This window comes from Shimia aestuarii, from assembly GCF_900114635.1.
Lineage (GTDB): Bacteria > Pseudomonadota > Alphaproteobacteria > Rhodobacterales > Rhodobacteraceae > Shimia > Shimia aestuarii.
The window spans coordinates 1,071,372-1,089,642 of the sequence record NZ_FOTQ01000001.1 but is presented as its reverse complement, the minus strand read 5'-3'; the positions used below and the strand labels follow the sequence as shown (position 1 = coordinate 1,089,642).

Sequence of the window (18,271 nt, the reverse complement as noted above, 5' to 3'; positions counted from 1 at the left end):
TTACTGACCGGAAACCGAACTGGGTTTGCAGGAAACGACGCCGCTGTCAGTGGCGTGTGCGCCGGTCCCAGACGATCCGCGTGCCGAGCTGTGCCATGTGATGCACGCCTTCGCCACGCGTCATCTCAAGGTGGGGCGGGGTCTCGATCACCTCTTCTTCGAAATGCTCGGGCGTCAGCGTCATCGCGCGCAGTTCCATGCCCTGACCATAATACTCGCGGCTCGATTGCACGGGTCTTATCAACTTGCCTTGCCATTCGAACACGGCCCCGGCATTGCGCCCAGTACCATGGCGCGCCGTGATTTCGCGCCCCTTTGCGTTGACAGGATGCGCCTTCCAATCGCCGTCAATCGGGTCATCCGTGTGGAAAATCGCCAGCGCGCGGTAAGCCCCGCCCGAAAACGGCGATTCCATCGACGTGATCAACCACCAGCGCCCACCATGTTCGAAAATCACGCTGTCCGCAGCGTTCACGCCGGTCAGGATCGAGCGGTGCAATCGCCAACCATCCGGGAAGGAGGTGCATTCATAAAGGTCCAGCCGCCCATTCTTGCAGGTCTCGGGCAGCATCCATAGCCGCCCGTCATAGCGGAACAGGAAGGGAAAGGATGCATGCACCCCCGGATCAAGGATCGGGACCGCCTTGCGATTACCGTGTAGCGGGATCGCGGCCAGCGTGGCGCGATCCTTCCAATAGTTCAGGTCTTCGACAAACACCCACGTCTCGCCGTTGTCTTCGATCGGAAACGGGTCGGCATAATAGTGGCCAAACGGGCAGGGGAGTTCCTCTGGCGCGCCCGCACCATCCCGCGTCATGACCACGAATTTCTCCCCCCACATGCGCCAGAAGGGATCGTGATCAAGATGGAACGCATCCAGCCGGTGCAGGAACTGGTCCACGATCTTGGAAATACGATAACGCGCCCTGATCCACGGGTCCTGCCAAAGCGGTGCATCCGGTTTGACCTTGTTGCGCGTTGACAGGAACCGCACCGGGCGGCCAGAGGAGATATCGACGTCCTCCTCTGGGAGCACGATCTCGCCCTTGCAAACCCGATCAGCAACCAGCGCGTTCAGCACCGCCTGATCGTGCATGTGCCGCTCGATGGACTCTTTCGGGCGCATGATCTCGGGCTGCTCGGCCAGCGCGCACCAGCGTTGCATGATCTCGCGCATCTCGGGATTGCCTGCATCCACGCCAACCAGCCCCGAAACGCATTCCCGCGTCCCCCATGTCCAGCGCGGCACATTCAGAGCCTCAAGAACCTTGGGATCGCACCGTTCCTGCAACGGGGCCTGTCCGCGCAAAAGATAAAGCCCATGCGCGCGGATATGGGCCAGCATCCCGTCGGGCGCCCGATGGGGCAGGTTGGCGCTGTCCATCCAGATCACCGGGCCGTCTGCGGCCTCGACCACCTCCCACATGATCTGCGGTTTCCACGCATAGCTGCCCTCGGCTGGCACGTAATGGCCGGGCAGGGCGGCAAGATCGAGCGTGCGGAACGTGACCCAGTCAAACTGCGTTTCAAGCATTTCGCGCTGCTCGGCGCGCATACCAAGGTCGTAGGCGATCCACGTCATGCCGCGGTTCCAGCCCTTGCGCGCCACCGCTCGCAAAAGCTGATACAAGGTCCGGGCATAGGTTGCATCCGCGCCCGTCACAAAAATTGCATCATTCGACCTTTGCATCACGGCGCACCCGGGGTTATTTGCACGTACAAGCATTTAACCGGGCCGGACCGGGAATGACCAGATTTCATTCCGGGTCAGAGCAAGCCGGGGCGACAAGGGGCAAGGTATTGATTTTTATCGCGGCAATCGTGGTGGCGCTGGGACTGGCCTATTGGCTGCATCACCTCTTTGAAGGGGAGCGTTTGTTGCCCGACCTTCTGCGCGAACGCCGCCTTTCGCGCCTGTCACTGCAGGAACTGGACCTGCGCTGGCAGGCGAACGAGACGTCGGACCTCATCGTGTCGCTGACCACCATCCCCAGCCGAATCTCTCGGTTGGAAACGGTGCTCAAGGGGCTGATCGACCAGTCGCGCCCGCCAAAAAAGATCGTGCTGAACGTGCCGGATGAATCTCTGCGCGAGGACGAACCTTATGTAATCCCCGAGGCGCTGAGCGGTCTGGCCTTTCTCGAAATTCGCAGGGGACGTGACTGGGGGCCGGCGACAAAGCTGATCCCGACCCTTCTGGATGCCGCGCCCGATCAGGTGATCGTGGTGGTGGATGATGATCGCATCTATCCGCGCGACTTTCTGGAGACGTTCGAAAAAGGCATGGCGGATCATCCCAACACGGCGCTGACCATGGCCGGTTGGGTGGTGCCCGAGGACTATCTGGACCGTCCGACCACCATCCTGAGCAACATCCTGCAGAAGCCTTCCGCCCCGGTGCGCGGCCATCGCCAGCGTCGTTTGTTTCCCGTTGACGTGTTCATGGGCGTTTTCGGCTATGCGGTGCAGCCCCGGTTCTTTGACCTCGAGGAGCTGACCGATTTCTCGGACACGCCGCGCGCCGCGTTTCTGGCGGATGACGTGCGCTCCAGCGCCCTGTGCCACGCGCCGCGCCGGGTGCTGCCTTGCAAGGGGCTGAGCTTTCTGCCCAAGGCCGATGCGGTGCATTACAAGGCCACCGCGCTGGGCAACCTGAACCGGGGCAACGGCGCGCTCGAGGATCGCAACAATTCCAAGGCCATCCGCCACTATGCCGACCGTTGGCAGGTCGGCGGCCCGGCCAAAAGGTGACTGGCACATGGCAGGCAAACCCGATAGCGTTCCGGCCATGACGTCCGAGGGTAACGTGTCGATCGAACTCAGGAAAATTCCCGGACCGGAAGAGCGCGGCCTCAAAGCCCTGTTCCGGCGCCGCATGACCGTGATCCGGTTCCTGACAGTCACCAGCGGCGTGGCCCGCGACCCGATCGTGCTTCTGACCCTGCTTGCCAGTATCAGCCGCTCGGGCATGATCTTTGCCATCAATGAAACCGCCCAGAATTTCGACGAGGGATTTGGCTGGAGCATCTGGCTTTTGATCGTGTCGGCGCTGACGATGCTCGTCGCCAGCTATTACCAACGACTGCGCGCCTTTGGCATCATTACCCGGATCATGGCCCGGCTGCGGATGCGCATGGCGCATCAACTGCTGCGGGCCAATGTCGATTTCCTGAGTTCCAGCCCGCGGGGCGAAGTCTATTCCGCGGCCACCCGCGAGGTCGGGGAACTTTCCGGCGCCGTGATCAACGTGATTGAGGCGATCGAGGCCGTGGTTGTCCTGCTCATTGCCGTGCCCTACCTGTTCTATGTGTCCTGGGCGGCCGGTCTTGCAGCGGTTTTCGCCGTCGTGATCGGCATCGCAGGGTATCTCCTTCTTGACCTGCCGGCGCGGCGCCACAACGCCAGCGCGTCCCAGACCTTTGCCAATTACTGCGACCGCATCGGGGACATGCTTTCGGGCTGGCGCGAATTGCGCCAGCGCCAGACCCGCCGTGAAGCGATTGAAGGCGTCACGATGCAGGCGATTTCGGACAATGTGGACAGCCATCGGAAGTCGGAAACGCTTTATTCCGCAAGCACGCTGGTGGGGCAATCCGCCATCGTGCTGTTGCTGTGTTTCGTGGTGATCGCCATTCCGCTGCTTCAGGGTGGGGACACGACCACGATGTTCCAGGTGCTGACCATCGTGTTCCTGACAAACGGTCCCATCGAACAGATGTTCAACATGATGCCCCGCCTGTCACGCGCCGAGAACGCCTATTACAAGATCCAGAATGTCGAGGAACGGCTGTCCGCAGCCCAGTCCAACGTTCTGTTCGGGGGCGGAGCAGTGCCGGACCGTTTTGAACGGATCGAACTGCGTGATGTGCAGGCCACGATCCGTGAACCCGGGAAACCGGATGCCGAACCCTTTCATCTCGGGCCGGTCAACCTTGCCTTTGAACCCGGTGAAACCGTGTTCATCTGCGGTGGTAACGGTTCAGGCAAGACCACGCTTCTCTCTCTGATCACCGGGTTGCGGCACCCGGACAAGGGCGAAATCCTGCTCGATGGGCAGGCGCTTGATGACGAGACCACGTCAGGCTATCGCGAGTTGTTCTGCGGTGTGTTCAGCGGATTTCACCTGTTTGACCGAGCCTATGGCATGGATGAAGGGGAGTTGGCGGAACTTGACCGACGGATTACGCAGCTGGGCCTGTCCGAGCGGGTCAAGCTTCGCGAAGACCGCTTTTCCTCGACCTCGTTGTCGGCCGGGCAAAGCCGTCGTCTTGCCTTGGCCGTGGCATTGGCGGAACAGCGCCCGATCATTGTGCTGGATGAATTCGCCGCCGATCAGGACCCGGCCAACCGGGCGTTCTTTTACGATGTGCTGGTGCCGGAACTGGCGGCCACCGGACAGCTTGTTCTGGCCATCACCCATGATGACCACCAGTTCGGCAAGTGTGACCGCCTGATCAAGATGGAAGGCGGGCGTGTGGTGTCGGATGAACGTCAGACCCGAAAGGCCGCATCATGACGTCCCTGCCGCTGCCCGCGCGCCGAGACAGTCTGCTTCTCTGGGTGGCCATCACCTGCAATCTGCTGGTCGTGACCATGGTGAACCAACAGATCTATACCTCGCGCTGGGCCTTTGCCGAGCTGCGCCCTGACTATATCGCGCATTCGCCCCCCACGATCAGCCGCGCGCTTGAAGAGCCGTCCGTCGGCGATCCGTTTGCGATCTGGATGCTGATCTGCGCCCCGGCGCTGTTCCTGTCCATCCTTTTGTTCACCAGCTATTTCCGCAACCGCCTTGCACGACAGCCCGGTGTCGATCCGCGCCAGCTGAAATGGATCACGGTTTTTTCCGTCGCGATTGTCGGCCTTCAGGCACTGGCCTCGACGGGCATGATCATGCTTAGCCAGTTCCGCTTTCCCGATCACCATGAAATGCACATGGTGGGCAGCTACCTGTTCTTCTTTTCACAGGCAGGGGTGGTGTTTGTCGGCTCGCACCTGTCGAACCTGCATGACAGAGTGGACGACGCGCAGCGGGTTCTTCCACGTTCGAGTTGCCGTTTCCGGCGATATTACGTGCTGGTGCCTTATACCCTGTCGGTGCTGTATCTGGGGCTGTTCATCGTTAAGGGGATCGACCTTTCGCCGTGGAATGACCTGCTTTATCACGCCTATGTCACGACTGAGCTGATCCTGATCTCGTCGTTCCTGTTCTTTTTGTTGAGCTGGGTATCGGATTGCCTGGCGACGCTGCGCGGTTACCGCCCGTCCTGATCCACCTGTCGCAACAACCCGGTCGCGCGCCGCGCGCGTTGCAACGCCGTGACATGGGACAGGATTGCGAACCCGGCAAGGCCGACCCAGATCACCCAAGCGCCCAGAACCCCGGCAAGGATCAGCATCGCGCAGAGGTAAATCACCCGCTCCAGCCGTTCGAAGAAATCGGGCCAGTCCTCGTTGCTGATCTTGATCTCGATGGCGGTGCGCGCCTTGGCATAAGAGGTGATCACGCTGCCCGAGAAACAGGCCAGCGCCAGCGGCCATTGGTCATAAACATGTGCAATCGTCGCCAGCACGGCGAGTTCCTGGTAGCGGTCGACCATGGCGTCGAAATAGCCCCCCGCCATCGAGCGCATGTCGCGCCGCCGTGCCACGGCCCCGTCCAGCGCGTCAAAGGCAAAGGCGACGGCAAGGCTCAGCCCGTAGATCAGTGGTGAGCCATGCAGCAGGAACGCACCCGACGCAAGCAGGATCAGGACCAGCCCGGCGAATGTCACCTGGTTCGGGGTCATTCCTGCCTTGACCAGCGGTGTCGACATGGATTCCCAGATCGGGTCGATCTTTGCTTTCAACAGCCCGTCAATCATGGCTCAAACGTCCCTTGTTCATCCCCGTGCCCACCGTTGCGCCGATAGCTGCGCACGATGTCCGGGCGTATCCGGTTCAGCCGCTCCGCGCGGAGTGCCATCAGGTCGACCCGGACCGGGTCGGGTGTATAGATCGCGTTGGCGCGCTGGCCAAGGCGGGCCGCGGCCTGCGTGGCGCTGTCGGCCCAGCCCATGACCGGCGCGGCCAGTGTGGCGGCCCCCAGCATCCCGGCATGGCGCGCCTCGCCCACGCGCACCTCGCGGTCAAGCGCATCGGCGAGCATCTGAGCAAAGGCCGGCGTGGCCGCCGCCCCCCCGACCAGCGAAACCGGCCCCCGCCGGTCTGCGCCTCGCTGGCGCGACACAAGGCCAAAGGCCCAGCGCAGGTTTTGCACGACGCCCTCCACGGCGGCGCGGCGCAGGGCATCCGTATCGTGATGCAGCCCGAGCCCGTGAAACGTGCCGCGCAGGCGGCGATCATCCACCGGGACCCGTTCCCCTGTCATCCAGGGCAGGAACATCGGGTCATCCGCCATGAGCGGGCCCATCGTTTGCAGCGCGTCCTGCATGTCGCCCCCGGTGTTTTCGACCACCCATTGCATGGCCGATCCGGCGTTTTCCTGTGAAGCGATCAGCAGCGGGCGATAATCAAGCCCCGAGGTGATCGTGGCAAAGGCATGTGGCACGCTGAGCCGTCGGCCCGGAAAGAACCCGGCGATCCATGCGCTTGTCGCCACGCTGATATGCAGCGCGCCGTCTTCGACTTCGCCCGCCCCCAGCGCGGCCGCGGTGACGTCAATCGTGCCGCCAAGAACATCCACATCGCGGTCCAGCCCAAGTTCGCCCGCCGCTTTTTTGGTCAGGCCACCAACGCATGCCTCGCCCTGTACGATGGGCGGCATCCGCTCGATCGGCACACCCACCATCTTGCACAGGCGTTCGGACCAGCCTTCGCGCCCGCGCCGGGTGTCCATCACCCATGTCAGGTTGGCGGATTCAGCGCAGGAGGTGATTTCCCCTGTCGCCCGCGCCACCAGCCAGTCACGCGCATCCAACAGCCAGCGTGTCCGTGCCCAGATCTCGGGTTCGTTCTCGCGCACCCAGACAAATTTGGCTGTCGGGTCCATGCCATTCTTGGCCGGGGCGCCGTTGGCCAATGCAAGCCAGATCAACCCCTTGTCGGCGCGATACCCATGAACGCTTGGAAATCCTCCAATCAACTTGTTGCCGACCGCCGCGCCGCGCTTGTCCATCCAGGTCAGGCAGGGGCGCAGGGGCGTGCCGTTCTCATCTGCACAGATCACGCTGCAGACCTGGCTGCAGAAAACGATGGCGCCGACGCGTTTCCTGAGATCAGGCAATTCCCTGTGAAGCGCAGCGACCGCGCGGGTAAACCCGGCCCACCAATCCTCGGGGTTCTGTTCGGCAAACCCGTTGCCTCCCAGCGCAAGTGGATAGGTTTCGGTCACGCGCGCAAGAATGTTCAGATCGCTGTCGACCACCCCGACCTTGACGCCCGAAGTGCCGAAATCCGCCGAAATCACCAGATCGCCATTGGCCAAGATGTCGTTCCCAATTGATGCCTGCCCACCGCCGAAAAAGGTCCTTGGCGGTGCTGTCCGGTCTGGCATGGTTCTCCCTGCCATTGCAACGGGACATTGCGGTGTTATTCGCTTGCCCCGGCGGCGGATGGGCGCAAATATGCAGAAATGACTGGTACGACCCCTCAATCTCCCTCAAATCCGGGCGAAAAAACCGACGTGGTGATCATGTGGGTCGATGACCAGTTCGATGGCTATCAGGCGCAATTGGCGCAATATGCGCGCACCACGCATGACACCAACCCCAACCGCACCCGCGACAATCTCGAACTGCTGCGCTATTGCCTGCGGTCGCTGGATGCGCACCTGCCCGAGATGCGCCATCTCTACCTTTTCACGCAGCGCCCGCAGGTGCCCCCATGGCTGAACGCCGAGCACCCGGATCTGCGGCTGGTGCATCATGACGCGGTCATGGACCCGGCCATTCAGCCGACCTTCAATTCCTTTTCGATCATGTCCCATGTGCATCTTTTGCCCGGATTGAGTGACCAGTACCTGTTTTTCGAAGATGACATGATGCTGGCGCGTCCCGGCCTGATGCAGGCCATGCAGCGCGACGGCATGCCGATCTCGTTTTTCAAGCAGAAGACGACAAAGAACGCCGATGCGCTTGATCCGGTCAAGGATGGACCGTGGAACCATGCGCTTGCCAATGCCAACCGGGTGCTCAACGACACGTGGGGAGACAAGCCGCGCGCCTATGCGATTCATGGTCCGCGCCTGTTCGACAAATCCGCCGTTGCCGGGTTGGTCGAGCAGTTTTCCGAAGATTTCGCCAAGACCCGCGCCACCCGCTTTCGCGACGGATCAAACCTGCCGCTGGAGTATTTCTATCCGCACGCCATGGTCGAACAGGGCGCGGCCGTGCCCTGCACGCCCGAGGAATCGGCGGCGATGGAAGGGTATGCCTCGCTGGAAAACGTGCTGCCATGGACATGGTTCCAGCTCTGGAACATGAAGCGCCGCGCGCCGTTCTGCTACACGCTGAACGACAGCTTTGGTCCTCGTCCCAACAAGCGGGTGGAACGATTGGTGCGGCGCTGGCTGGAGCGCGAGTTCCCGGCACCTTCACGGTTCGAGCGTTAACCGAGCGCCTCTGCCAAAAGCTGCTCATAGGCCGGTCCGACCGTGCGCACGTCGAATCGCTGTGCCTGGCTGAGCGCCCAGCGGCGCATCTGGGCAAGGCGCGCAGGGTTTTCGGCCATGTCCAGTATCTTGCGGGACAGTGCCCAGGTCTCTCCCGGAGGCACCAGCAACTCTTGTCCGGGGCCGCTTAGCACAGTGGCGTAGCCCGCATTTGCCGCTGCAATCGGCACGGTCCCCGCCGCCATCGCCTCGGCCAGAACTAGGCCGAAACTCTCGCCATGCAGGGCGGGTGCAATGAACAGGTCGGCCCCCGCCACAAGCGCGTGCGCGCCCGCCTGATCGGGAGGTGGGCAAAAGGTGACGCCGCCAATGTTGGAATGCTTGATCTGGTTGCGCAACAACCCCTCTTCGGGACCGGCTCCGGCCACGATCAGCTCTGCGTCGGGGCGCTCCTCATGCACGCGCTTCCAGGCTTCAAGCAGTACCGCCACGCCCTTACGCTCTTCAAGCCGCCCCATGTAGACCGCGCGCAGACCCTGTGCCAGCGGCGCTGCCTCTCCTGCGGCGCGCCATGCCGATAGATCCACCGCGGGTGGCAGGATGCGGGGCAGGGGGGCGACCTTGTTTGCCGCCCACTGGTCCTGCGGCGCTTTTGACGGCACGATCACCGTCTTAAGCCGCTTGTTGAAGTAATGCGCGCTGCGGCGCAGGAACCATGCCAGCGGGTCAAGCCCGGGTTTGGCGGGCAAGGTGGCGTGAAAAGTAGCAATTGCCGGGAGATCCAGTGCCTTCCAGACCTGCCAGGGCATCATGGGAGTCCATGGGGTGTGCAGGTGCACGACCTCGGCGCCCCAGTTGCGCAGCTCCTGAGCGCAGGTCGCCACCTCGTCGCGCCGCGCGCGGCTGATCTCGAAGCGGGTGCCGTGCACCGCGATATTGCGGAAATTGCCAAGGGTCTTCAGACCGGGCAGGTCGGCATGACCCGGGGGTGCCACGATTCGGACCTCGTGCCCCTGTTCTCGCAACCATGTGCTCAGGTCACGGATATGGCTCTGGACCCCGCCGGGCCGGTTCATGGCATAAGGTGTGATCTGGACAATTTTCATTCGATGACCCGCTTCAGCGCAAATACCACGTCCCCGATGCTGTAAATCAGGACCGCGATGACCGCGGCCGGCATCAGGGAACCGGACAGCAGACACAAGGGGATAAGCCCGCTCAACCCGTCAAGAAACCAAGTGGCGCTCCAGAAACGCGGTAGCGCGGAGGGCGCATCGGTCTCGGGGGCGCGGTCGTTGCAGACGCGGGCAAACAGGCGCAGCCAGGCCGCGGCGAAACCGATCATGGTCCAGAAGGTGCCGCCCTCGGCCATCCGGTCCGCCAGAATCCCCATGGAGGCGTAAAGAACGCCCCAGGTGAACATGTCGAGCAGGAAGTCGTACCGCGCCCCGGCGGCGGAACTCTGGCCACTGGCCCGCGCCATGGCTCCGTCCGCACAGTCCAGCGCGAAGATCAGAAGCGCCAGCGCGCAGGCCACGATCCCGGCCACGGACAACGGCAGGAACAGCGCGCTCAGCGGCAACAGTGCCACCGGGATCAACATCAGGCTCGTGACGCGGGTCGGGGTCAGCGGGATCAAGAGAAACAGCCAGGCCATGATCATGCCGGGCCAGCGGTAGAGCAGGAACACGGACCAGTTGGTGTGCCGCTCTTCGCGCGTTGTTTCACGGTTGCTTTCAAACACATGTCGCAGGGAATAGCGCATAGGACGGGTGCTCTTTTGCCTTCTTGCGGTTGGGGCGGACCTCACTTAGGGTCCGCCCCGTTCTTAGAGGGTTTTGAAAGCGGACAACATGGCTGATTTGAGCGCACTTATCCTTGCCGCTGGGCGCGGTGTTCGCATGGGACCGCGGGGCCGCCTGACCCCCAAGGGGTTGTTGGCAATTGACGGCGTGCCGTTGGTGGCGCGCTCGGTTGCGCTCTTGCAGGGGCGCGGGATTAAGTCCGTGCGGATCGTTACCGGGCATCTCGAAGACCAGTATCGCGCCGCGTTTGACGGCCATGCCGGGGTCGAGCTGATCCACAACCCGCTTTATGATCAGACCGGCAGCCTGCAATCGCTGATGACCGGGCTTGAAGGACTGGACGGGCATGTGGTGCTGCTTGAATCGGATGTGATCTACGAAGCGCGCGCCCTGTCACCCGTGGCCGCCGGGGAAACACGCCTGATCGTGTCGGGCGAGACCAACGCCACGGACGAGGTCTATGTCTGGTCGCGTCCCGGTGTGAACGGAACTCCGGCCTTTGACACAATGTCCAAGAACATCAACGCCCAGCCCCAGCCGCATTTTGGCGAGCTGATGGGCATCACCTGTTTCGCCGCGCCCGAGGTTGCGCGCCTGCGCGACGCGGGGAAGGCGGTGCTGGCGCAGGACCCCAAGGCGGATTACGAAGAAGCGGTGATCGAACTTGCGCGGGAAACGGACATCGAGGCGGTCCTTCTCGACGATCTGGCATGGACCGAGATCGACAACGAGACCATGTTCGCCCGCGCGATGAATACCGTTTGGCCCATTATCCTTGAACGGGACGGACAGGGCGGCTGACCCTCTATCGTCGCCGGATCTGCAGATAGCCTGCCTGCCGCAATTGCAGCAGCACGGCGAGAAGCACGGCGACCACCATCGGACCAAGCGCCGCCGGATAGGGCGGCAGGCGTCCGAAACTGCCCAAGGCCCAGAACACCTTGACCGACACCAGCGTGACATAGCCCAGCGTCGCCACCAGCAAGAGCCGGAACGGTGCCAGCCGCCGGACCTGTCGCGCGGCCATCGCAAGCGACATCCCCAAAAGTGCAAACACACCGGGCAGGAAAAACGCCGTGTAGCGAATGGCCAGTTCGGTCGCGGCGTCATCCGCCGCATCTGTGCCTTTGAGCCGGGCCACCTGTTTGAGCGCGCTGACCGGAACGTAATGCGCGCCAACCCCGTACCACTTCACTCGCTCCTGATTGAGCGGAAAGGCCAATTCCATCTCGTCCAGCACGGTTGTGGCATTGCCGATTCCCGCCGCCCGATCCCACAGTGTCACTCCCTGCAGGACCCAGATGCCATCCCGCGCCGTTGGCTCTGCGGCCTCGGCAGTCATCACTCGCGTCAGCGCGGGTTGATCAATGCCTTCGAACAGGTGCAGGTCGCGCAGCCCCGGTTCGCCGCCGCGCGTCACTTCGGCGCGGAGCGCGCGTCCGCCGTCCACGAACCAGCGGTGGCTGAGGTGCGTCTTGGAAAAGCGTGCGCCATAGCTGCCCAGCTCAAGCGCGACTTGTTGCTGGACCGCCCAGGGACGCAGCCAGGTCTGAAACGTGCCCTGCACGGCGCCGGTCAACAGCCCGGTGATCAGCAGTGCCCCCAATGTCAGCGACGGCCCCGACCCTGCGGCTGAGAGGACAACATCCTCCATGCGCTGATGGCGCAGCACTGTCGCCACGCCCGCACCGATCAGGGCCGCCATGCCCAGAAGCCGGGTGATGATATCCGCGGCGCGGTAGCCCGCATAGGGAAACAGCAGACGCCAAAGCGGTGTGTCGGTGTCATCGGCTCGCGTGCGGATCTGTTCCAGCGTATCGGTCAGGTCGATGGTCAGCGCGATGATCAGCAGCGTAAAGAGGACAAACCCGATCGCCACGAGATAGGCGCGCACCATCGCCCGCACGGCCAGCCCGGTATGTGCCCGCCAGTTCATGCGCCGCGCCCCTGCGGGATCATCAGAGTTTCCCCGCGATAGGCGAGATAGGCCAGCGGCGGTGCGAGATAGACGACAAAGGACAACAGCGCCGTGAGCGCAAGCCCGATATCCGCGCTGATGCCAACCACAACCGCGCGCGCCATGACATCCCCGCTCATCAGCAGGACCGCCGCCAGCGGCAGGGCCACGAATCGTGCCAGACCGCCCCCTCCGGCCACCACCGCCGCAAGCGCCAGCAAAGCGGCCGTCGGCACCATCAATGCCCGCGCCATGACCCGCGCAAGGCGCGGCGTTTCCTCGGTCGAGATGTCAAGTATGCGTTCCGCCCGGCTGCGTTCGCGTTTGGGCGGTGAGGTCACATCGGACATGCCAAAGGCAAAATCGGCGGAGCGGACGGCAAAGGTACTGATCGACCGCATCGGGCGTGCCGGGGCGGGATAGGCGCCTTCATAGGCGGACAGATCCTCGAGCTCGATCTTGCGCTGACCTGTGTCGTCCGGGTCGGTCACGACCCAGTTGCGCGCTTGCATGGCCCGCCACCGTCCGTCCACATCCGGCTGAAAGATGAACAGCTGACCATGCCGGGTCAGGCTGTCGGGCGGCGGGGTGGCGATGAAGGTCACGTCGCGGATGGTTTGCAGGCTTTCCAGAGGGCCGGCGTGTTCAATTCGCGATACGATATGATCACGGCGCAGTTCAGCCATCTTGATCCGGCTGGCATAGCGCGCCATGGGCGACAGAAAGCCGGCGGTGGCAAAGCTGACCGCGCCGCCCAGAAGGCCCAGGATCAGAACCAGTTGCACGATCCGGCTCCAACGCACGCCGGCCGAGGCGAGGATTACCAGCTCACCACGGCTCCGGGCATCCGACACCACGAAATAGACTGCGATCAACACGCCGATCGCCAATGCAAGATCGGCAATCCGGGGCATCCGCAATACCAGCAGCACCCCGACATCCGCCGCCATCGCGTCATTGCGAAGGGCCTCTTCCATCAGGGTCGTGAAACTCTCGGCCAGAAAAATGGCCTCCACCGCCGCAAGGATCAGCAACAGGCGGATCAAGATCGGCAGACCCAGAATGTGAAAGAGCGATGCGAACAGTCTCATGGCGCGAGTGTCCCCGTTGCAGCCATCCCAGACAACCCGTTACAGCAGGGTCAGGACGAAATGCAGCGCCACCAGCCCGCCGCCCGCGGCGATCCAGCTGTCCAGCGAGTCCAGAACGCCGCCTTGGCGGCGCAGCACCACCGGGTAATCCTTGACCCCGGCCATCCGCTTGAGCCGCGACGCGGCCAGATCCCCCGCGATGGCCAGAACGGCCACCATGGCGGCGGCCCCAACAGACAGGGTCAGCGGCAGCGACAGCATCGGCGCGACCAGCGCGGTGATCAGGCACAGGCTCACTGCCCCGCCGATGAGACCCTCGACCGTCTTGTTGGGTGAAAGCACCGGAAACGCCTTGCGCCGGCCAAAAAGCTTGCCCGACAAGAGCGCAAAACTGTCGAAAATCTCGACCATGGCATAGGCGGCAAACATCGTCACCCGCAGCTCGGGCTGTACTGTGCCATACGCCAGAAGCGTCATTGGCAGAACCGGGAAGACCATGAGGTCCACGATCCGGCGCGCGGCGCTGTCCGCGCCCTGCGCCATCAGCAGGCGCAGCAGCAGCAGCGGCCACAAACCCGCCATCGCCACGGCGGCCCAGGGCTCGACCATGGCTGCAAGGCAAAGCCCGAGCGCCAGAACGGCCATGCCTTTTGCGGCCATCCCCGCGCCAAGCCGTACCGTGCCCGCCTCATACCCGGCCCGCAACGCGACCAGCACCATCAGCACCACGACCCCCACAGTGCCAGCAAGGGCGGCACCGATCAGGATCGCTGCGATCAGCGTCGCGCTGGTGAACACCTTGAGAAGCTCGGCCCCCGTGGCACGGGTTCCGGGAAACAGCCAGACAAGGCCAAGCAGGACATAGCCCATGACCAAAAGCCCAGCCGCCGCCAGCGCCACCTGTTCAATCGACAAACCGCTCATGGGCCGTACTTGCGGATGATGCGCCGCTGATGCCAGCGCAGGAGAGGCGCGATCAGGCTCGTGAACCAGTGCAGCCCCGCCATCTGGAAACCGGGCGCGACGACCGGACGGCGGCGGGCCATGCCCTTGAGCATGCGAACGGCCACGGCGTCAGCGGTCCACAATCCGCCCCCTTCCGAGATTTTCACGGTGGCGGCGGGCTTGGTTTTCATTTCCTCTTCGAGCATCGGCGTGTCCGTATCGGGTGGATAACAGATCGTGACGCCGATCTTCTGCGCCTCAAGTTCGAGGTGCAGGATTTCCGCCAAAGCGCGTAGCGCGAATTTGGACGGCGCATAGGCGCCATAGCCGTAGATCCCGAAAAACGCCGCCCCCGACGAGACCAGCCCGATCTGGCCCCCACCGGCGGCGGCCATGGGCTCGGTCAGGGCGCGCACGAAATAGAGCGCACCGAAATAGTTCACGGCCATCTGCCGTTCATGCACGTCGAGGCTCTGGTCGCTGAACAACCCCGGCTGCGCGATCCCGGCGCTGGCAATCGCCACCTCGGGCGCGCCAAGTGCCGCGACGGCTTCACCCACCGCCGCCGTGATCGCGGCGCGGTCGCTGACATCAACAGGAAATTCGCGCACATCGCAGGTTGGCGCGACGTTCAGAATGGCCAAACGCGCCGCCGAAAGCTTGCTCGGGTCGCGTGCAAACAGCGCGATGTCGTGGCCTTTTTGCGCCAACCGGATCGCAGCGGCCAAACCAATGCCGCTGGACCCGCCGGTGATAAAGGCCGGGCGCATCAGGCGCCCGCCTCGCCCCCTTGGGCGAAATTCAGGATCACGTCATGGGCGTCGGTGTCTTCGATCTGTTCGGGCGGATGCTTGAACAGAAACGCGCTTGCGTCGGCGATGGGGCCGGCCATGGCGCGATCCTGCGCAATCTTGGCCAGTCTGATCGCGACCAGCGCCTCGGCGGCCGCGTTCGGGCTGTCCTCGACATCGAGACGTACTTCGATATTGGTGCGCGCCCCGCCGAACAGGCGGCCTTCCATGCGGACATAGGCGACCTTGCGGTCATTGAGCCACGGCACGTAATCGGAGGGACCAATGCGGATATCATCGTCCTGCAGGCGATTGTTGAGCACGGCCTGCACCGCTTCGGTCTTGCTCTCTCGCTTGTTGGTCAGGCGCTCCTGTTCGGTCATGTTCAGGAAGTCGGTGTTGCCCCCGACGTTAAGCTGATAGGTGCGGTCGATCTCGACGCCGCGCATCTTGGCCAGGTTGGCAAGCGTGCGGTGCACGATGGTCGCGCCGAACTGCGCCTTGAAATCGTCGCCAAGGATCGGCACGCCCGCGGCGCGGAATTTCTCGGCCCAGACCGGGTGCGAGGCGATGAAGACCGGAATGCCGTTCACAACGGCCACGCCCGCTTCCAGCGCGCATTCGACATAGAATTCCACGGCTTTCTGCGACCCGACGGGAAGGAAGATGATCATCACTTCCGCCTTGAGGTTGCGCAGCGTGTCGACCACCTCGGCCTGGCTCATCGCCGGTTCCGGCGACAGGCGGAACGACCGGTCCTCGGGGTTCTGCAGCATGTGCCAAGCAACCCCGTCGAGATCTGGCCCGCGATAGATTTGCGCGGTCTGATCATCGAGCTTGGTATAGAATTTCTCGGTGCAGTTGGGCTGGGCAAAGGCGGCCTCGCCAAGCGGCTTGCCGACCTTGCGCAGGTCAACATCAAAGCCCCCGACCAGTTCGATATCCTGCGGGCGATAACCGCCCAGATCGGGAAAGCTTACACCAACAGCGTCATCGCCCATGGCCTTGCAGTAGGATACGCCTTGAATCAGCGAGCTGGCACAGTTGCCAACACCCACGATCACGGTGCGGATGGGCGTAGGCGTCGTCTGAGAAGTCATTCGTGGTATTCTCCACCGGAAACGGCAATCAAGTGTGTGACATAACGGCCCGTTGCCGGATCCGTCGTATAAAGGCGCAGGCGCTCGACCCGGGGCAGAACACCGCCTTCATCAAGATCGAGAAACCCATAGATCAGCTCAAAATCACGATTGTTGCGCCGTGTCCATAGCGTGGCCTGAAAAGGTCCGGTCTGGCGCAGCTCGAGCGTCTCGTTGCGCATCGCGTTAAAGGAAACGACAAAGTCCCGCCCGTTGGCATGGCGCCGCGTGCGGACGCCGTATCCGAAGACACGTTCATACCAGCGCAGGGCCATGGTTTGCCCCTGTTCCTCGTAGCGGCGCCAATAGCCGACAATCGGTCGGCGCGCGTTCAGCATGCCGTCGGCATCGAACTTCGCGGCATAGACTACGGTATTGGCGTTCATCGTGCGTTGAACAAAAAACAGCTGGTAGCGGTCCTTGGGGTGCGGAAATCCCTTTTTTGCGACCGGCAGCTGGCTTGTCGTCTTGCTTTCGCCCCAGATCAGGCGAGGCTTTGCCTCGACCTCTTGCGGCACCAGCGCGCTCAACACCCATGTCAGGCCCAGAAACAGGGCCAATGACAATGAGAGGTGACGCAACCGGGGCATGCCGTTACTCCGCGCTCAGGCGAGCCCGCGCCGCATGGGCGCCGCCAGAGGCCTCGATCACGGCGTTGATCACCCGGTCGATGTCGGCCTCGGTGTGGCTTGCGGAAATGAAGAACCGGATACGCGGCAGATCCTTGGGAACGCCGATCTGGATGACGGGCGGGGCATATATCCCCTGATCCATCAGCTTCTTGGCAACTTGCAGGCATTCCATCGGCGTATCGAACATGATCGGCACAACCGCTTCACCCACGGCTGTTCCTGTGTTCAACCCGGCCTCGCGCGCCTTGTTCAGGAACATGACGGAGTTTTCGCGCAGGCGTGTGACCCGCTCGGGTTCGCGGCGCAGAATGCGCAGCGCCTGGTGCGAGCTGGCCACCGTCGCCGGTTGAAGGCCGACCGAATAGATAAAGCCCTGCACGCCGAAACGCATGACGTCGATCGCCGCCTTGTTGCCCGCGACAAACCCGCCAGCCGAGGCAAAGCTCTTGGAAAGCGTGCCCACCGACAATTCGATCCGCTCGGGGTCAACACCGAAATGCTCGCACGAACCGCGCCCCGTCGCGCCCAGCACACCATAGGAATGTGCCTCGTCCAGAAGAAGCCAGGCGTCGTGGCGTTCCTTGATCTCCAGAAGCTTCGGCAGGTCGGTGATGTCCCCGTCCATCGAGAACAGCCCCTCGGTACAGATCATCACCCGCGTATAGTTGCCGCGCTTTTCCTGCAGCAGCGCATCAAGTGCATCAAGGTCGTTATGCGGATAGGATACGACATCCGCCCGAACCCCCTGTGCACCCACCATGATCGAGTTATGCGCCAACTCGTCCACCACGATCAGGTCCTTGTGGTGCATGAAAAGCCCAATGACGCTCACATTGGTCAGATAGCCCGAGATCATCGTCATGACCCCGCCCACGCCAAGGAACTCGGCCATTTCCTCTTCAAAGGCGCGGTGCGCCATGCGTTCGCCCCCCACCAGACGCGACGCGCCCGCGCCGGTGCCGTGCCGATCGATGGCGGCCTTGGCGGCCTCGGTGGTCTCCGGGTGGTGCATCAGGCCAAGATAGTCGTAATGGGCCATCGACAGATAACCGTCGGGCCACTGGTCGCTCATGTCCTCGAGCATGTCCGTGGCAACGAAATACGGGTTGTCCTCTTCGATCAGGAAGCCACCGCCAAGGCGAAAAAACCGCTCGGTGAATTTCAAGAAGCTTGAGGTCTTGCTTTCCATGTACGTCCCCGTTCCGGAGTATTCAATCAATCTGGTGCGCGTGATCTGGTTCGCGCTCAATCGAACTGCCAAAAAACCCGCTAATTGCGGCAATCCCTAATCCGTTGCCGCGCGAATATGAAGTCCCAAGTGGCGGGAGGCCATAAAATTCATCGGCGTCAGGGGCAAAAA

17 protein-coding genes are annotated in these 18,271 nt (G+C 62.8%); 5 read left to right on the top strand and 12 right to left on the bottom strand.

Annotated elements, in window-relative coordinates; genetic code table 11:
- Positions 1 to 46: 46 nt before the first annotated feature.
- Complete coding sequence (locus BMZ35_RS05500; protein ID WP_093091628.1) at positions 47 to 1,690, bottom strand: glucosamine inositolphosphorylceramide transferase family protein; 1,644 nt, start codon at positions 1,688 to 1,690, stop codon at positions 47 to 49.
- A 56-nt stretch (positions 1,691 to 1,746) separates the two neighbouring features.
- Here BMZ35_RS05500 and BMZ35_RS05495 point away from each other — a divergent pair, with 56 nt between their 5' ends.
- From BMZ35_RS05495 to BMZ35_RS05485, 3 genes are read left to right on the top strand one after another with little or no spacing between them, the layout of a single operon-like run.
- Positions 1,747 to 2,751 carry a hypothetical protein gene (locus BMZ35_RS05495; protein ID WP_131814332.1) on the top strand — a complete coding sequence of 335 codons (1,005 nt, stop codon included), beginning with the start codon at positions 1,747 to 1,749 and terminating at the stop codon, positions 2,749 to 2,751.
- Positions 2,752 to 2,758: 7 nt separating this feature from the next.
- Positions 2,759 to 4,516, top strand: coding sequence for a cyclic peptide export ABC transporter (locus BMZ35_RS05490; RefSeq protein WP_165610006.1), 1,758 nt, complete (start codon positions 2,759 to 2,761; stop codon positions 4,514 to 4,516).
- The gene (locus BMZ35_RS05485; protein ID WP_093091622.1) at positions 4,513 to 5,271 is read left to right on the top strand and encodes a Frag1/DRAM/Sfk1 family protein; all 759 of its coding nucleotides are present in this window, start codon (positions 4,513 to 4,515) and stop codon (positions 5,269 to 5,271) included. The genes BMZ35_RS05490 and BMZ35_RS05485 overlap by 4 nt, the downstream gene beginning before the upstream one ends.
- On the opposite strand, the gene BMZ35_RS05480 is transcribed toward BMZ35_RS05485, so the two are convergent.
- A complete protein-coding gene (locus BMZ35_RS05480; RefSeq protein WP_093091620.1) occupies positions 5,256 to 5,864 on the bottom strand; it encodes a CDP-alcohol phosphatidyltransferase family protein in 609 nt (202 codons plus the stop codon). The two genes, BMZ35_RS05485 and BMZ35_RS05480, sit on opposite strands and share 16 nt — an antisense overlap.
- Positions 5,861 to 7,495 carry a xylulokinase gene (locus BMZ35_RS05475; protein ID WP_165610005.1) on the bottom strand — a complete coding sequence of 545 codons (1,635 nt, stop codon included), beginning with the start codon at positions 7,493 to 7,495 and terminating at the stop codon, positions 5,861 to 5,863. Before BMZ35_RS05475 ends, BMZ35_RS05480 begins: the two co-directional genes overlap by 4 nt.
- Positions 7,496 to 7,573: 78 nt before the next feature.
- Here BMZ35_RS05475 and BMZ35_RS05470 point away from each other — a divergent pair, with 78 nt between their 5' ends.
- Positions 7,574 to 8,551, top strand: coding sequence for a hypothetical protein (locus tag BMZ35_RS05470; protein WP_131814331.1), 978 nt, complete (start codon positions 7,574 to 7,576; stop codon positions 8,549 to 8,551).
- On the opposite strand, the gene BMZ35_RS05465 is transcribed toward BMZ35_RS05470, so the two are convergent.
- Together BMZ35_RS05465 and BMZ35_RS05460 are read right to left on the bottom strand one after the other, a co-directional pair.
- On the bottom strand, positions 8,548 to 9,657 hold the full coding sequence (locus BMZ35_RS05465; protein WP_093091614.1) for a glycosyltransferase family 4 protein: 1,110 nt from the start codon (positions 9,655 to 9,657) through the stop codon (positions 8,548 to 8,550). The genes BMZ35_RS05470 and BMZ35_RS05465 overlap by 4 nt on opposite strands.
- The gene (locus BMZ35_RS05460) at positions 9,654 to 10,316 is read right to left on the bottom strand and encodes a CDP-alcohol phosphatidyltransferase family protein (protein WP_093091612.1); all 663 of its coding nucleotides are present in this window, start codon (positions 10,314 to 10,316) and stop codon (positions 9,654 to 9,656) included. Before BMZ35_RS05460 ends, BMZ35_RS05465 begins: the two co-directional genes overlap by 4 nt.
- A gap of 88 nt (positions 10,317 to 10,404) precedes the next feature.
- Here BMZ35_RS05460 and BMZ35_RS05455 point away from each other — a divergent pair, with 88 nt between their 5' ends.
- A complete protein-coding gene (locus BMZ35_RS05455; protein ID WP_093091610.1) occupies positions 10,405 to 11,157 on the top strand; it encodes a phosphocholine cytidylyltransferase family protein in 753 nt (250 codons plus the stop codon).
- 4 nt (positions 11,158 to 11,161) lie between these two features.
- Here BMZ35_RS05455 and BMZ35_RS05450 read toward each other — a convergent pair whose 3' ends face one another.
- From BMZ35_RS05450 to BMZ35_RS05420, 7 genes are read right to left on the bottom strand one after another with little or no spacing between them, the layout of a single operon-like run.
- The gene (locus tag BMZ35_RS05450; RefSeq protein WP_093091609.1) at positions 11,162 to 12,292 is read right to left on the bottom strand and encodes an LptF/LptG family permease; all 1,131 of its coding nucleotides are present in this window, start codon (positions 12,290 to 12,292) and stop codon (positions 11,162 to 11,164) included.
- On the bottom strand, positions 12,289 to 13,404 hold the full coding sequence (locus tag BMZ35_RS05445) for an LptF/LptG family permease (protein WP_093091607.1): 1,116 nt from the start codon (positions 13,402 to 13,404) through the stop codon (positions 12,289 to 12,291). The genes BMZ35_RS05450 and BMZ35_RS05445 overlap by 4 nt, the downstream gene beginning before the upstream one ends.
- A 39-nt stretch (positions 13,405 to 13,443) precedes the next feature.
- Positions 13,444 to 14,328, bottom strand: coding sequence for a phosphatidate cytidylyltransferase (locus BMZ35_RS05440; protein ID WP_093091604.1), 885 nt, complete (start codon positions 14,326 to 14,328; stop codon positions 13,444 to 13,446).
- Complete coding sequence (locus tag BMZ35_RS05435) at positions 14,325 to 15,119, bottom strand: SDR family oxidoreductase (protein ID WP_093091602.1); 795 nt, start codon at positions 15,117 to 15,119, stop codon at positions 14,325 to 14,327. The genes BMZ35_RS05440 and BMZ35_RS05435 overlap by 4 nt, the downstream gene beginning before the upstream one ends.
- The gene (locus BMZ35_RS05430; RefSeq protein ID WP_093091600.1) at positions 15,119 to 16,240 is read right to left on the bottom strand and encodes an inositol-3-phosphate synthase; all 1,122 of its coding nucleotides are present in this window, start codon (positions 16,238 to 16,240) and stop codon (positions 15,119 to 15,121) included. The genes BMZ35_RS05435 and BMZ35_RS05430 overlap by 1 nt, the downstream gene beginning before the upstream one ends.
- The gene (locus BMZ35_RS05425) at positions 16,237 to 16,869 is read right to left on the bottom strand and encodes a DUF4833 domain-containing protein (protein WP_093091598.1); all 633 of its coding nucleotides are present in this window, start codon (positions 16,867 to 16,869) and stop codon (positions 16,237 to 16,239) included. The genes BMZ35_RS05430 and BMZ35_RS05425 overlap by 4 nt, the downstream gene beginning before the upstream one ends.
- Positions 16,870 to 16,873: 4 nt before the next feature.
- Positions 16,874 to 18,100, bottom strand: a complete 1,227-nt coding sequence (locus BMZ35_RS05420; protein WP_093091596.1) for an aminotransferase class I/II-fold pyridoxal phosphate-dependent enzyme — start codon at positions 18,098 to 18,100, stop codon at positions 16,874 to 16,876.
- Positions 18,101 to 18,271: the final 171 nt, after the last annotated feature.

Excerpts from the sequence above, each read along its gene's own strand:
- BMZ35_RS05500 (WP_093091628.1), bottom strand. The coding sequence starts at position 1,690 with ATGCAAAGGTCGAATGATGCAATTTTTGTGACGGGCGCGGATGCAACC.
- BMZ35_RS05495 (WP_131814332.1), top strand. The coding sequence starts at position 1,747 with ATGACCAGATTTCATTCCGGGTCAGAGCAAGCCGGGGCGACAAGGGGC.
- BMZ35_RS05490 (WP_165610006.1), top strand. The coding sequence starts at position 2,759 with ATGGCAGGCAAACCCGATAGCGTTCCGGCCATGACGTCCGAGGGTAAC.
- BMZ35_RS05485 (WP_093091622.1), top strand. The coding sequence starts at position 4,513 with ATGACGTCCCTGCCGCTGCCCGCGCGCCGAGACAGTCTGCTTCTCTGG.
- BMZ35_RS05480 (WP_093091620.1), bottom strand. The coding sequence starts at position 5,864 with ATGATTGACGGGCTGTTGAAAGCAAAGATCGACCCGATCTGGGAATCC.
- BMZ35_RS05475 (WP_165610005.1), bottom strand. The coding sequence starts at position 7,495 with ATGCCAGACCGGACAGCACCGCCAAGGACCTTTTTCGGCGGTGGGCAG.
- BMZ35_RS05470 (WP_131814331.1), top strand. The coding sequence starts at position 7,574 with ATGACTGGTACGACCCCTCAATCTCCCTCAAATCCGGGCGAAAAAACC.
- BMZ35_RS05465 (WP_093091614.1), bottom strand. The coding sequence starts at position 9,657 with ATGAAAATTGTCCAGATCACACCTTATGCCATGAACCGGCCCGGCGGG.
- BMZ35_RS05460 (WP_093091612.1), bottom strand. The coding sequence starts at position 10,316 with ATGCGCTATTCCCTGCGACATGTGTTTGAAAGCAACCGTGAAACAACG.
- BMZ35_RS05455 (WP_093091610.1), top strand. The coding sequence starts at position 10,405 with ATGGCTGATTTGAGCGCACTTATCCTTGCCGCTGGGCGCGGTGTTCGC.
- BMZ35_RS05450 (WP_093091609.1), bottom strand. The coding sequence starts at position 12,292 with ATGAACTGGCGGGCACATACCGGGCTGGCCGTGCGGGCGATGGTGCGC.
- BMZ35_RS05445 (WP_093091607.1), bottom strand. The coding sequence starts at position 13,404 with ATGAGACTGTTCGCATCGCTCTTTCACATTCTGGGTCTGCCGATCTTG.
- BMZ35_RS05440 (WP_093091604.1), bottom strand. The coding sequence starts at position 14,328 with ATGAGCGGTTTGTCGATTGAACAGGTGGCGCTGGCGGCGGCTGGGCTT.
- BMZ35_RS05435 (WP_093091602.1), bottom strand. The coding sequence starts at position 15,119 with ATGCGCCCGGCCTTTATCACCGGCGGGTCCAGCGGCATTGGTTTGGCC.
- BMZ35_RS05430 (WP_093091600.1), bottom strand. The coding sequence starts at position 16,240 with ATGACTTCTCAGACGACGCCTACGCCCATCCGCACCGTGATCGTGGGT.
- BMZ35_RS05425 (WP_093091598.1), bottom strand. The coding sequence starts at position 16,869 with ATGCCCCGGTTGCGTCACCTCTCATTGTCATTGGCCCTGTTTCTGGGC.
- BMZ35_RS05420 (WP_093091596.1), bottom strand. The coding sequence starts at position 18,100 with ATGGAAAGCAAGACCTCAAGCTTCTTGAAATTCACCGAGCGGTTTTTT.